Annotated in this window: 11 protein-coding genes; 5 read left to right on the top strand and 6 right to left on the bottom strand. The window is 48.6% G+C overall.

Annotation, left to right across the window (positions count from 1 at the left end; translation table 11 throughout):
• Nucleotides 1-59: 59 nt before the first annotated feature.
• The 4 genes from ACO6VG_RS16895 to ACO6VG_RS16880 form a co-directional block, all read right to left on the bottom strand.
• The gene (locus ACO6VG_RS16895; protein WP_422474811.1) at nt 60-863 is read right to left on the bottom strand and encodes a hypothetical protein; all 804 of its coding nucleotides are present in this window, start codon (nt 861-863) and stop codon (nt 60-62) included.
• 45 nt (nt 864-908) lie between these two features.
• Nucleotides 909-2,348 carry a hypothetical protein gene (locus ACO6VG_RS16890; protein ID WP_422474809.1) on the bottom strand — a complete coding sequence of 480 codons (1,440 nt, stop codon included), beginning with the start codon at nt 2,346-2,348 and terminating at the stop codon, nt 909-911.
• A 285-nt stretch (nt 2,349-2,633) separates the two neighbouring features.
• Nucleotides 2,634-4,034: a hypothetical protein gene (locus ACO6VG_RS16885; RefSeq protein WP_422474807.1), complete on the bottom strand. Its 1,401-nt coding sequence runs from the start codon at nt 4,032-4,034 to the stop codon at nt 2,634-2,636.
• A gap of 223 nt (nt 4,035-4,257) precedes the next feature.
• Nucleotides 4,258-4,905: a helix-turn-helix domain-containing protein gene (locus tag ACO6VG_RS16880; RefSeq protein WP_422133376.1), complete on the bottom strand. Its 648-nt coding sequence runs from the start codon at nt 4,903-4,905 to the stop codon at nt 4,258-4,260.
• Between the two features lie 287 nt (nt 4,906-5,192).
• On the opposite strand from ACO6VG_RS16880, the gene ACO6VG_RS16875 reads away from it, so the two are divergent.
• From ACO6VG_RS16875 to preA, 3 genes are all read left to right on the top strand, one after another.
• Nucleotides 5,193-6,563: an alanine/glycine:cation symporter family protein gene (locus ACO6VG_RS16875; protein ID WP_422474805.1), complete on the top strand. Its 1,371-nt coding sequence runs from the start codon at nt 5,193-5,195 to the stop codon at nt 6,561-6,563.
• 210 nt (nt 6,564-6,773) lie between these two features.
• Nucleotides 6,774-8,123, top strand: a complete 1,350-nt coding sequence (locus tag ACO6VG_RS16870) for an NAD(P)-dependent oxidoreductase (RefSeq protein ID WP_422474803.1) — start codon at nt 6,774-6,776, stop codon at nt 8,121-8,123.
• 13 nt (nt 8,124-8,136) lie between these two features.
• Nucleotides 8,137-9,381, top strand: a complete 1,245-nt coding sequence (preA, locus tag ACO6VG_RS16865) for an NAD-dependent dihydropyrimidine dehydrogenase subunit PreA (RefSeq protein WP_422474801.1) — start codon at nt 8,137-8,139, stop codon at nt 9,379-9,381.
• A gap of 11 nt (nt 9,382-9,392) precedes the next feature.
• Here preA and ACO6VG_RS16860 read toward each other — a convergent pair whose 3' ends face one another.
• On the bottom strand, nt 9,393-10,196 hold the full coding sequence (locus ACO6VG_RS16860) for a hypothetical protein (RefSeq protein WP_422474799.1): 804 nt from the start codon (nt 10,194-10,196) through the stop codon (nt 9,393-9,395).
• A gap of 89 nt (nt 10,197-10,285) precedes the next feature.
• On the bottom strand, nt 10,286-10,567 hold the full coding sequence (locus tag ACO6VG_RS16855; protein ID WP_422133372.1) for a hypothetical protein: 282 nt from the start codon (nt 10,565-10,567) through the stop codon (nt 10,286-10,288).
• Between the two features lie 270 nt (nt 10,568-10,837).
• Here ACO6VG_RS16855 and ACO6VG_RS16850 point away from each other — a divergent pair, with 270 nt between their 5' ends.
• On the top strand, nt 10,838-11,566 hold the full coding sequence (locus tag ACO6VG_RS16850; RefSeq protein ID WP_422474797.1) for a bZIP transcription factor: 729 nt from the start codon (nt 10,838-10,840) through the stop codon (nt 11,564-11,566).
• Nucleotides 11,567-11,961: 395 nt separating this feature from the next.
• Entirely contained in the window at nt 11,962-13,341 is a 1,380-nt protein-coding gene (locus ACO6VG_RS16845; RefSeq protein WP_422410448.1) for an L-serine ammonia-lyase, read from the top strand.
• Nucleotides 13,342-13,407 lie beyond the last annotated feature (66 nt).

The following is a 13,407-nucleotide window of genomic DNA, read 5'->3' as shown; positions in this document are numbered from 1 at the left end:
GGACCTATCTCGCGCTGCAGAGTCCGCTTTTCAGGGAGAAGCGAGGCGTCGCCTCGCTTTCAGGTGAATGTTGCAAAATTACTGCCCGCGCACAATAAACCAGTCCGTAACGTAATTGACCTGGGGCTTTCACAGTCCTTGTTGCTCCAGTGTAATAAAGAGTTTTCAACAGTCTGGATAGCAATAGGACCACCTGTGCCAAACATACCGATGCAGAAACCGGAGCCTATGTAGGTCGTGGAATGAATCCACTCTTGTGTAAAGGTATCTGCCAAGTTTAGATAGCTGAATGGCTTAACTGTTTTTATATCAGTGACTATTGCTTCGTTGTAACAGGTTATAACGTTTTTAATAGAGAATTTTTTTACTCCGCAGTGCAAGAAATGCTCGAACTGATGACATGATGGAAGCTGATCCTTATCGTCTTCGCAAGTCGTACAGTAATTGGCCCCTAGTGAAATCCACTGAACAAATCGTTTTCCCCAGAGAGCCGGAGGGTGATATTCACGCTCAATATCATCCTGCTCTTTGACAACAAAAGAAATATCATCATCTTTGTCTTGAAAAAGTGATCTTATGTATTCGTGAGCGCCCTCATCACAAAATGAGCCATAAGCTCTGCCTCCGATTTCAAAGCTATGGAGGGTTGTTTTGTTGGTAATAGAGGGATTTATTAATGACTGATGTGTCTGTATAAACGAATCCTTTATATAAACCCTGACAGTTTTTGCATGGCCTGTTTTTTTACCGGCAAATGAGGTGTTGCTGTTTTCCTCTGGACTATTGTTCACGGTTTTTCCGGGGCGAAACACAGTGTTTGTGGTAGATGATATGTTCATCATATTTCCTGTTTTTTTGCGCAAGTACGATTGCATTGCCTATTGGCCATAAGAGCGCCCCCAGCCTTATTAGAGTTCATCCCTTGAATCAGGGAGGTTAGGATCAACAAGGCCTTTCTCATCCACCAACCGGGTAGTAAAAGAATGAAAGTAGTTTAATCCGTTTAATGGATAGCTCAGCCCCTCCAGCTTGTCGGGCCGCGTGTAGTGCGCAGAAGCTTTTTCCCACTGGCATTGCCTGGGCTCTATCCAGGCACCTTTTGTCCAGGCTTCTCCAGAGGTCAAACCGGTATCGCATTGATAGACGAACTGCCCAAAACCTTCAAAGTCTGCTTCTGCAGAATAGATAGTGCCCTTTTTCATGCTGATCATATGATGATGCGCATAACGCTTCTTCTCTTTAGTGGCTGGCAGTAAATCAGATTTATCCTGAAAGTCGTGGGTCACTCTGAATGTTTTGGGATAACCATCTTCAAGCAGCGGTGGTTCTTTGCCATCCAGTATTTCCAAGCTCACCGCTTTTCCCCAGGCACCAATATAGGCCATGCTCACGGGCTCTACAGGGTATCGAACAACGACCAACTTGTGATGCTTGCCTCTGAGCACCATTGAACGGGTGTAAGGGTCAACATTAAGGCCACTGAAGTCTCCTCTCAAAGTGGAAGGCACAAGAGCGTGTATTTCTAACATATCGCTCGTTATATAGTTGGTTTCGCCGAACTGTAAGAGACCATCCCCTTTCGCATTGATCGGTTCATCTTTTATATCATCCCAACGGCTGGCAGGCTTGCCATTATTGAGGTTGACACTTTGCAGGAGCGCTCTGGAGTAATAACTCTCAGATTTCTTCAGATTTCTTTGCATGATACCCAGTACATGGAAAGTTCCTTCATTATCCTGGTAAATATCCAGCCCGGTCATGGGTTTGGAGTGATCAACCCCCTTGCGGAAATCTTCCATTGGAAGGTAGGTTCGGTGTTCCCAGCCCGGTACTGTCACCAGCTCTTTCTTGTCAATATCGATGATAAACAGATGTCCATGCTGAGCGGCAAACAACCAGTTTTTCTTATAGCGCTGGTTAAATTCAGCACTATGCGCCAGATAAACAGGCGAGTTGGCATAGGATAAATTGAAGAAACCAAGATTTGGTGATGGAGAATCGATTGAGAAAGACTCCTCTCCTTCGCCCCCAACAAATACCAAACCGTTGGAACAACCAAAAGCAAACCGGTTATTTCCCAGAGGCTTATGGAATGAACTCAGACTGTGATGATGAGCCATGGTTTTTCCGGTTAGAGGGATATTGGTAAATTCATTCATAAGACAACCGGGAAGGTTACCATTAAAAACCGTTTTCCAGGCCTTGCTGCCTGGCCTGCTTTCGATAACAACTGCATTACCGTCACTATTGACAGCTCCAAGCTGAAATACCAGGGTTTCCTCAGCATGTGAATTCAGTGAGGATACCAGCGTGACAGACAACAACAGGGCTTTAAGTGTCCGGATCATACAAACCTCCTTATCAGGGTAATAATGTAAGTACCTAACCACAAATAAATGGCCTCTATGAGTTTTGACTCAGTAAATTGCCAAGGGTTCAATGAAACCGACAATTTTAGACGAGCGGGCTAAATAGGCCACACACTGCAAAAGTTAAGAAAGGCAGGTCAGGCTGATCGGGCACAGACCGTCGTTTTGCAGGACACCACCTTCTTGCCCAACAACCCGGTAGCCAGCAGTTCATGTTCATAGCTCATGGGGTGTGGGCGCCCCTGCCCTTTTCGGGGAGTCCTGTTAGAGTTCATCTCTTGGCTTAGGATCATTGGGATAAATAACGCCCGTTTCGTCCTCCACCCGATCGCTGAAGAAATGGATTTCGTCCATCACTCGGGCCGTGAAGGAATGGTAGTAGTTCAATCCGGTTAATCGATAGTTCAGCCCCTTCAGCTTGTCGGGCCGGGTGAATCTGGCAGAAGCTTTTTCCCAATTGCATTGCCTGGGCTCTATCCAGGCACCTTTTTTCCAGGCTTCTCCAGAGGTCAGACCGGTATCGCATTGATAGACGTACTGCCCAAAACCTTCGGAGTCTGCTTCTGCAGAAAAGATAATGCCTTTTTTCATACTGATCATATGGTGATGCGCATAGTGTTTCTTCTTATCTTCAGTGACCGTCAGTAGATCAGAATCATACTGAAAGTCATGGTTGACTCTGAATGTCTTGGGATAACCATCTTTAAGCAGTGGAGGCTCTTTGCCATCCAGTTTTTTTGAGCTCACCAATTTTCCCCAAGCACCGATATAGGCCACGTTTACGGGTTCTTCAGGGTATCGAACAATAACCAGCTGATGATGCCTGCCCCTTAGCACCATTGCCCGGGTATAAGGGTCAACATTGAGGCCACTGAGGTCTCCTCTTAAAGAGGTATTCGTACCAGGGTGGTGTATCCCATTTTCTTTATCTGCTATAAACAGGGTTTCACCAAACTGTAACAGACCATCTCCTGCCCTGTTGATCGATTCATCGTCAATATCATCCCAATAGCTGTAAGGGATTCCATCTTCGAGCGTTACATGTTGCAGGAGTGCTCTGGAATAATAACGCTTTTTTTTCTTCAGATTTCTTTGCATGACACCCAACACATGGAAAGTCCCTTTTTTGTCCTGGTAGATATCCAGCCCGGTCATGGGCATAGAGTAATCAACACCCATGCGGAAATCCCACATAGAGAGGTAGTTTCCTTCTATCCAGTGCGGAAACCTAACCAGCTGCCTCTTGTCGATATCGATAATAAACAGGTGTCCATGCTGGGCGGCAAACAACCAGTTTTTCTTGTAGCGCTGATTAAATTCGGCACTGTAGGCGAGATAAACAGGCGAGTTGGCATAGGATAAATTGAAGTAACCAAGATTAGGAGATGGAGAATTTACCGAGAAAGGCTCCTCTCCTTCGCCCCCAACAAACACCAAACCGTTAGAACAACCAAAAGCAAACCGGTTGTTTCCCAGAGGCATGTGAAAAGAGCTCAGACTGTAACGATGAGCCATAGTTTTGCTGGTCAGGGGAATATTGGTAAATTCATTCATTAAACAACCGGGAAGGTTGCCATTAAAAACCGTTTTCCAAGCCTTGCTACCTGGCCTGCTTTCGACAACAACTGCGTTACCGTCGCTGTTGACTGCACCAAGCTGAAACACCAAGGTTTCCTTAGCTTGTGAATTCGGTGAGGAAAGCAGCGTGACAGATGAAAACAACAGGGCTTTAAAAGTCCGAATCATAAAAACCTCGAAATCAGGGCAATGGATAAAGCCATAAGTGCTTGGCCTTTATGAAATTTGACTCAACAAATTGCCAAGGGCTCAATAAAACGGATAAGTTTAGACAAGCGGGTTGAATACGCCACGCATCAGGAAAGGCAGGTCAGGCGGTCACCCAGAGAATAACGGCATCTTCCTCGCTGAGGGAAATCAGTGCATGACCCATTTCTGCGTCGTAATAGGTGCTGTCACCCTCATTGAGCTCTACCGGTTGATAAAATTCTGTGTAAAGCATGATTTTGCCACTGAGAACCAGCAAAAATTCCTCACCCTCATGCCTTACCCAATCCTGATAATCCTCAAATGACCGGGCACAAACCGTCGTTTTGAAGGGCACCATCTTCTTGCCCGACAACTCAGTCGCCAGCAGCTCATGTTCGTAAGTGGTGGTGGGGTGTGGGCGCCCCTGCCCTTTTCGGGTAATGTCCCGGCGACCGCTGGCGGCCTTCTTTTCCGAAGGTTGGGTGAACAACTGGGGGATATCAATACCCAGACCCCTGACCAGTTTGGTCACAGCAGTAAAGGTGGGCGATATCTGCTCATTTTCTATCTTGGAGAGGGTTGATCGGGCCAGGCCGGTTTTCTGGCTGGCTTCTTCCAGTGTCAGATTGAGGCTCAGACGGATTTCACGGACTCGCTGTCCCAGTTGCAACGGCTCAACAGCAGCCTCCCTGTTACTGCGGGAGAGGATGACCGACTGTTTTTCCTGCTTCAGAAAGTGCGCCTGCTCTGATATTTCCTGTTCTGACATTTATAGTTATCTCTACTTCCAGACGTACTCGATACTATATAAGCTTCCCGTAAAAAGAAATAAGCTTCCCGGAAATTAAATTCCCCTAAAATCTGTCAAAAAACATTCAGCGTTGTATTTACTCAATTAATTCATTAAGTTAGGCGTACCGTCAGGATAAGAAACCTTTGTACTGCAGGTCTCGTCCTGACCCTGATCATCTGTCTGAGCTGACACCCTGTGGTGTCCTATAACAAAGACCTGAAAATAATAACAGAACATCCAATAGCGTGGAGTGAAGTTTCATAATGGAAACACTGACCGAAATCATCGGTGCCATTAATGGCGTCGTTTGGGGACCCATGATGCTGGTCCTCATGCTGGGGATAGGACTATTCCTGATGCTGGGCTTGCGACTGATGCCCATCCTGAAGCTGGGCACCGGCTTTAAACTCCTCTGGCAAGGCCGCAGTGCCGGGTCCGGCGACTCCGGTGAAATCCCTCCTTTCCAGGCCCTGATGACCGCCCTTTCTGCCACCATCGGTACCGGTAACATTGCCGGTGTTGCAACGGCCGTCTTCATGGGGGGTCCCGGTGCGCTGTTCTGGATGTGGTGTACTGCTCTGGTGGGTATGGCCACCAAATTCTCGGAAGCTGTATTGGCCGTAAAATACCGTGAGGTCGACGAAAACGGCAAGCACTACGGTGGCCCTATGTACTACATCAAGAATGGTCTGGGTTCACGCTGGGCATGGCTGGGTACAGCCTTCGCTATTTTCGGTGCGATCGCCGGCTTCGGTATCGGCAACACCGTTCAGTCCAACTCGGTGGCTGACGTCCTGCAAAGTAACTTCAACCTGCCTCCCGTCGTGACCGGTTTTATTCTGATGTTCCTGGTAGGTGCTGTACTGATTGGCGGCATCCGTAGAATTGGCGCGGTGGCCAGTACTCTGGTTCCCCTGATGGCCATTGCCTACCTGGTCGCCGGTCTGGTTGTTCTGGCTATCAATGCTGAGCAAATTCCTGCCGCCCTGAGCCTGGTCTTCACTCACGCCTTTACGCCTACTGCGGCTACCGGTGGTTTTGCTGGCGCTGCGGTATGGGCCGCTATCCGCTTTGGTGTCGCTCGTGGTGTCTTCTCTAACGAAGCCGGTCTGGGTTCTGCGCCTATCGCTCACGCGGCAGCAAAAACCAACGATCCCGTTCGTCAGGGTCTGATTGCCATGCTGGGTACTTTCCTGGACACCATCATCGTCTGCTCCATCACCGGTCTGGTCATCATTACTTCCGGTGCCTGGACCTCAGGTGCGACCGGTGCTGCATTGACTTCTGCCGCATTTGCTGACGCACTGCCGGGTGTCGGTAACTATGTGGTTGCCATTTCTCTGGCTATCTTCGCCTTTACAACCATTCTGGGCTGGAGCTTCTACGGCGAGCGTTGCATAGTATTCCTGATGGGCCCAAGAGCGGTAAAAGCCTATCGTTTCCTTTGGATTGTCGCCGTTCCAGTGGGCGCTACTGTGAGCCTGGATTTCATCTGGCTTGTAGCTGACACTATGAACGCCATGATGGCTATTCCCAACCTGATTGCCCTGGCGCTGCTAAGCCCCGTTGTATTCAGGCTGGTGCGTGAATACTTCGGCAAGCAATCTGAAGCATCAGAGGCAGTGACTGAGTAAACAGTGCCTCTAATCAGCTCCAACGAAGCTGCAAACAGATCGACCATCTGTTTGCAGCTTTCTTTCCCACCCTCTCATTCTTGAGTACTTCACGCCTTACCCAAACCCTGAAACATATTCAGAGGGCCATAAAAAAGCGCTACCCGACAGCCCTGTCACTGCTACTATACCAGAACCTGTCGTTTCAGTTACCGGTCAGGAGTCTTTTTTATGACCAGTAAAGATATCAGGAACCATCGAATGTCTGACGAGGTTTATCAGGAGAACTTTTCTGATATCAAGCCTCCGTTATCGTGCTATCAGGCCAATATGGAAGCCAGTCGTTGCCTTTATTGTCACGATGCCCCCTGCATTTCTGCCTGCCCGACAGGTATCAATATTCCCTCGTTTATCCACCGAATCGCTGATCATAATGAAGACGGTGCCGCCCGGGTTATTCTGGAAGAAAACATTCTGGGGGGGAGCTGTGCCCGGGTCTGTCCAACAGAAGTCCTTTGTGAGCAGGCTTGCGTTCGAAACCACTCGCCAGAATGCAAACCGGTGATGATTGGCCGTTTACAAAGGTACGCTATTGACCACCGACAGAAAGCTGCTCACCCATTTACCCGCGCACAAAAAACAGGCCGAAACGTCGCAGTTGTGGGTGCGGGTCCTGCCGGTCTGGCCTGTGCACACAAATTAGCCAGACTGGGACATGATATCACCGTCTTCGATGCTCACAGCAAACCCGGCGGGCTCAACGAGTACGGCATAGCTGCCTACAAACTGGTAGAGGATTATGCCCAGGAAGAAATCCGATTCATTTTCGAAATCGGCGGCATAAACCTTGAGACAGGGAGCAGAATCGACCTTGAGAAACAGCTTCCCGACCTGACCATTCAGTTTGATGCCGTCTTTCTTGCCATTGGACTAGGGTCTGCGAAAGCCATTGGATTGCCCTGTGAGCAATCCAGAGGCATCCAGGAAGCGCTTGGCACCATTGAAACCATTCGTCAAACCAAAAACCTCGCCGAACTGCCCGTGGCTGCAAAGGTCGTTGTGATCGGCGGAGGTAATACGGCCATTGATGTGGCCAGCCAAATGCGCCGACTGGGAGCCGATGAAGTGACGATCGCTTATCGAAGAGGTCTTCAACAGATGTCAGCCACTCATCATGAACAATCATTCGCAAAAGAAAGCGGTGTTCGCATTATTCCCTGGCTGAAACCCAAAGGTTTTGAGACAAAAGCCGGGCAATTGCATGGTGTTCGTTTTGTGAAAACAACTCAGGACTCTGCTGGCCAGCTGCTTGAAACCGGCGAGCTGAGAGTAATTCCCGCTGACCGGGTTTACAAGGCCATTGGCCAGACATTAACAGCAGAGTGCTTTTCTTCTGGAAAGCTCGCCAGAAGTCAGAACGGAAAAATCAGAGTGGACGATCAATTCAGAACCTCTATCGGTAATGTCTGGGCAGGAGGCGACTGTGTTGATAACGGGGAAGATCTCACCGTCCATGCAGTCCAGCATGGCAAACTGGCTGCTGAAGCCATCAACCGGTTTCTGCAACCGCTCGAAGTATAGGCAGTAAAAGATGATGGCAGACCTTAGCACCGGTTTTCTCGGGATTCGGTCCCCCAATCCATTCTGGTTAGCCTCAGCACCGCCCACGGATAAGGCATACAACATTTACCGGGCATTTTCGGCAGGCTGGGGAGGTGCCGTATGGAAAACTCTGGGTGAAGACCCGGCGCCGACCAATGTTTGCTCAAGGTACTCTGCTCATCGGGATACTCACGGGCGGATTCTGGGCATCAATAACATTGAGCTGATTTCAGATCGCCCGTTACAAGTCAATCTGGATGAAATCAAACAGACCAAAAAAGACTGGCCCGATCGGGCTTTAATTGTCTCTCTGATGGTGCCCTGCGAAGAAGCGAGCTGGCAACGTATTCTCAATCAGGTTGAAGCAACCGGCTGTGACGGCGTCGAACTCAATTTTGGTTGCCCCCATGGCATGCCGGAGCTCGGTATGGGCGCGGCGGTAGGGCAAGTCCCCGAACTCATTACCAAAGTCACCGGATGGTGTAAACAACATACACGACTGCCGGTTATTGTTAAACTGACGCCTAATGTCACCGATATTGTCCAGACAGCCAGTGCCGCTCTTGCAGGTGGAGCAGATGCGGTGTCACTGATCAATACCATTAACTCCATTACCAGCATCAATCTCGATACCATGGTCGGCTACCCGGCCGTCGGCAATTATTACACCAGCGGTGGTTATAGCGGCGAGGCCGTCAAACCTGTTGCCCTGAATATGGTGGGACAACTGGCACGACACGATGAAACAGCCAAACTCACGATATCCGCTATGGGCGGAATCACGACCTGGCGGGATGCTGCAGAATATCTGTCACTGGGGGCAACAAGCCTGCAAGTCTGCACAGCGGTGATGCTGAATGGATTCAAGATCATTGATGAACTGGTTGACGGACTCTCAAGATGGATGGATCAGAAAGGTTATCAGGCGCTGTCTGAATTTCGTGGGGCTGCCGTTGCCAGCCTTACTGACTGGAACAGACTGGATCTGAGCTACAAAAGTGTTGCTCATATTGACCAGAGTCATTGTATCCGGTGTGGCCGTTGTTTTGCGGCCTGCGAAGATACTGAACATCAGGCCATAGCCTTGCAAACATCTGATGACGGAAAAGACCGAACCTTTGAAATCATTCCGGGGGAGTGCGTCGGTTGCAACCTTTGTCAGATCACCTGTCCCGTTGAGGGGTGCATCACGATGATCAGTCTTCCTGGCTCAAATCCAGAGCTGCAGGTCATTTGAGCCTGTTGGATTTATGGCGTTCCGGCATTGTGTACAATTCTCCATATATCCATAAACACAACATGAGTGTCGCCTCCCAAAGCATCTTCATATTTTCCATATCTCTCTTCTGCTATTTTTATGGCTGGTTTGGGGTCTGCTCCGTGATCTAAAAGGCATCTGGCGATTTTATAAAACTCTCTCAAATCCTCATCATTTAATTCACAGTCTGAAATACGAAACATTACTAATCTTAAAGGCGTAATCGGTTGTATAAACCCGTTTGGATCGTCCTGATCTGTGGCCTGCCTGTAACTTGGATCAGCTCCTCTGTTCAAACAGTCTTCAACTCTTTCAAAATCATAATTACTTACCGCCTCCATTAATTCTTCGTCAACGGCTCTCTTCTGACTTGCTATTACTACCAAACCTGGATCCGAGGTCAGTAATACTGTGTCAGAACTGCTCGCTGCAACATGTGTAGTCGCGGATGCTACCGGAAACCCTGAATTGAATGTTGCTAAAGAATAATCATTTGATGAAATTGTTTCTGTGCTTCCAGCAGTGGTGCTTTCAGCGTAACTGCCTGTACTCGATGGGGCCAACCTAACCGTGAAGGTAAACGGACTGTCATCTTCACTACTGCTATATGGCGCGCTTGAACTCGGCATGATCCTTGAGCTATCAAGCCCGGCACCTAAAAATAAAGCACCCGCCCATAACCGTCCAGCCATCGCTGGAGTTGGAGGCAGCGACGAATCGAAAACCTGAGTAAAGCCTGATTGTAAAGTTAAAGTGGACATCAAAGGCAATAGATAGGAAGCGGAGTGTTTCATAATGACGGAATTCCTGTCAAAAGCTACAACCTCTGTAGCCAGAACGATGCCGAACTTTCAATATTAATCAAAACTCAGGATTTTTCTATTTAACAACTCGTTCCCACGCTCTGAGGGTGTCGCAAAACTCCAACAGCTCGTTCCCATGCTCTGAGTTCGTCATTCCCGCGAAGGCGGGAATCCAGCGCCAACGGTGGATCTCTGCCTTCTCGGGGATGACAAGGCCAGGGGAGCACCGGGCAGTATGGTTCTGGTGGTGAGTCAGTGTGGATTCCCGCCTTCGCGGGAATGACGAGAATGAAATCGGGAATGACGGGGGTGAAGGCGGGAACCAGAGTTTTGCGACACCCTCGCTTTGCGTGGGAATGCATACCTCCCCTGATGTTGGAGTTTTGCGACAGCCTCAAAGGCGGGAATCATTCAGATTGAGTTAATAAGCTTGCAGTTGTAACTGCTGGCGAGTACCCACTCTCCCTATAACAAAGTTGTCAGATTTACTGTCAGAAACGGAACATTCCATGTATGGAGAGTGTCTAGGTTTTATGAGTCATAAATAAACAGAGACAGCAACAATGAATATATCTTCGACTCCGAGCACTTCTTCATTGAATCTTGTGTCGACAAAAGACGCTGAGAGCAGTATGGATGAAACTGATAAGGCTGATGCAAAATTCAGTATTGTGGCACTGGATCATTGTTATGCCAGACTTTCGCAGGAGCTTACTGATACTCTGACGACCACAGAAGAAATACCTGTGCTGGAAAGGGTGGCAACTTCTCACGTCACCCCAGAGCCTACAAAAAAAATATCGATTTGCCCGCAGAATTATTCATTGACAGGCAAGAGCCTATCGAGTTGGAGCTCCATCACTACCTGCCAGCTTGATCAAGTTGTTCAGGTAGCTTGTGTCGTAGAAGTCGAAACAGCAACAGGGCCTTCTTCATCCGCAGCAGTCAGAAGCAAGAAGTCAAGGAATAAAAAAGCAAGATCACCTGAAAGAAGAAGGCTTGAGAACAGGGAGTCTGCTCAAAGAGCCAGACAAAAGGCAAAAACTCGTATGGCATACCTGGAAGAAGAATTGCAAAACATTAAAATGGAGAATTTGTACCTGCAGGTTAAGAACACTGAAATGGCAGAGCACATTTCCGAAAGGAAAGCAGAAAATATGATTTTAAGAGGAGTATTGCCAGGGGAGAGATTTGTGCCAATTGCTGACAATTATAAATGGGATTCTAACAAAATGGGCGACCCGGAGGATGAAGACGAGTGTGCAGAGAAAATACCGCCAAAGAAGGAATTTGCATCTGCTCCTGAGTACTTCGAACTGGATGATCAAGCAATATTTGATAGCGATGATGATGCCAGCTAGACCCTACGAAATATTCGATTCCGAATGGCTGGGTGCTTAGTCTCAACTACCAGATGCAATGACATTAAGTGGTGCAAGCGTGAATGAATGGGCTCATACAAGAGTGGACAAGACAGCAGCACTGTTACTATTGCTTTCCCCGAAATCTTATAAATCATTGATTTTTATAAATTTTTACCCACCTCGTTTCCTATAGGAAACAAATGGGTTGATGTGAAACCTCCAGATTTGCTACTCTGCCAATTCTCTGAATGTATGTTGAATTTTTTTAGTCGTTTAATTCAGGGATCTTATCGTGGAAAAACAACGGCTTCTTTCAGACCAGAATCGTTAGTCCGATAAAAATCTAAAATACAAAAGGTTTTTATGAGATAAGAATACAGAGGGAGCAGATCATGGGACTGAGCATTTTCGACCTTTTTAAAATTGGCATCGGGCCTTCATCCTCACATACCGTGGGTCCCATGGTGGCTGCCAACCGTTTTCTGGATGAACTCCACACCAACCAGCACTTCGAGCAGACACACCGCATTAAGGCCGACCTCTATGGTTCTCTGGCCATGACCGGAGAAGGACACGCTACAGATGTTGCCGTCCTTCTGGGACTTCTGGGCGAACACCCTGATAGAGTGAGTCCCGACAAAGTGCCTGAATACGTCTCTGACATTAAGAACAACGATCGACTCAAGCTGGGTGGAATCAGGACTATAACCTTTCATTTCGATACTGATCTGCAATTTCATTTTGGAAACTCCCTGCCCAATCACCCCAATGGCATGTCACTTACGGCTCTCGATGCCGATGGGCAAGTCCTTTACAAGAACCGATATTACTCGGTAGGTGGCGGTTTTGTTCTCAACGAGCAGGAAGCCTCTTCCAATCTATCCACCAACCTTCAAGCTGCCCCCATTCCCTACCCTTTTGAAAAAGGTCAGGACCTACTGGACCACGGCAAAAACAGTGGTTTATCCATCGCCGAGCTGGTGCTTGAAAACGAAAAACATCTGGGTCGCAGTCAGGATATTTCCGGGGATCTGATGGCCATCTGGCAGGTGATGGATCAATGCATCCAGCGCGGTTGCCAGCAAACCGGGAAACTGCCCGGGGGACTGGATGTTGCCCGCCGCGCCAGTGACATACACAAACGCTTAATCAACAAGCCAAAAGAGCATTGGGATGACCTGCAAAGCATGGACTGGGTAAGTCTTTTTGCCCTGGCCGTGAATGAAGAAAATGCAGCAGGGGGCCGGGTCGTCACCGCACCGACTAATGGTGCTGCCGGTGTCATACCCGCCGTTCTGGCTTATTATGATCGCTTTGTTCCCGGCAGCTGCGAACAGGGCATTCAGGCTTTTCTGGCTACCGCAGCCGCCATTGGTATGCTGTACAAAAAAAATGCCTCCATTTCAGCCGCTGAAGTGGGCTGTCAGGGCGAGATCGGGGTAGCCTGCTCCATGGCAGCAGGGGCACTCTGCGCCGTTCTGGGCGGCACCAATGAACAGATAGAAAATGCGGCAGAAATTGGTATGGAACATAACCTGGGACTGACCTGTGACCCGGTTGGAGGTCTGGTTCAGGTGCCATGCATAGAGCGAAACACTATGGGTGCAGTCAAAGCCATTAATGCGGCACGACTCGCCCTACAGGGTACCGGCCAGCATCGGGTCTCACTGGACAGCGTGATAGAAACCATGCACCAGACTGGCCTGGACATGCAGGATAAGTACAAGGAAACCGCCACTGGCGGACTGGCAGTCAATGTTGTCGTGTGCTGAGACTCGTGACAGATGCCAATAAAAGCAAAAATAATCAGCACAAATACCCGGAATGCTCCGTATAAC

The sequence above is a fragment of the Endozoicomonas sp. ALB032 genome, from assembly GCF_049310125.1.
Lineage (GTDB): Bacteria > Pseudomonadota > Gammaproteobacteria > Pseudomonadales > Endozoicomonadaceae > Endozoicomonas_A.
The sequence above is the reverse complement of the archived record's forward strand: the minus strand, read 5'-3'. Positions and strand labels throughout refer to the sequence as shown.

What these genes read in the sequence shown, in the direction of transcription:
- ACO6VG_RS16880 (WP_422133376.1), bottom strand. Translation starts at nt 4,905, where the DNA reads ATGTCAGAACAGGAAATATCAGAGCAGGCGCACTTTCTGAAGCAGGAA.
- ACO6VG_RS16845 (WP_422410448.1), top strand. Translation starts at nt 11,962, where the DNA reads ATGGGACTGAGCATTTTCGACCTTTTTAAAATTGGCATCGGGCCTTCA.
- ACO6VG_RS16850 (WP_422474797.1), top strand. Translation starts at nt 10,838, where the DNA reads ATGGATGAAACTGATAAGGCTGATGCAAAATTCAGTATTGTGGCACTG.
- ACO6VG_RS16860 (WP_422474799.1), bottom strand. Translation starts at nt 10,196, where the DNA reads ATGAAACACTCCGCTTCCTATCTATTGCCTTTGATGTCCACTTTAACT.
- ACO6VG_RS16890 (WP_422474809.1), bottom strand. Translation starts at nt 2,348, where the DNA reads ATGATCCGGACACTTAAAGCCCTGTTGTTGTCTGTCACGCTGGTATCC.
- ACO6VG_RS16855 (WP_422133372.1), bottom strand. Translation starts at nt 10,567, where the DNA reads ATGCATTCCCACGCAAAGCGAGGGTGTCGCAAAACTCTGGTTCCCGCC.
- ACO6VG_RS16870 (WP_422474803.1), top strand. Translation starts at nt 6,774, where the DNA reads ATGACCAGTAAAGATATCAGGAACCATCGAATGTCTGACGAGGTTTAT.
- preA (WP_422474801.1), top strand. Translation starts at nt 8,137, where the DNA reads ATGGCAGACCTTAGCACCGGTTTTCTCGGGATTCGGTCCCCCAATCCA.
- ACO6VG_RS16875 (WP_422474805.1), top strand. Translation starts at nt 5,193, where the DNA reads ATGGAAACACTGACCGAAATCATCGGTGCCATTAATGGCGTCGTTTGG.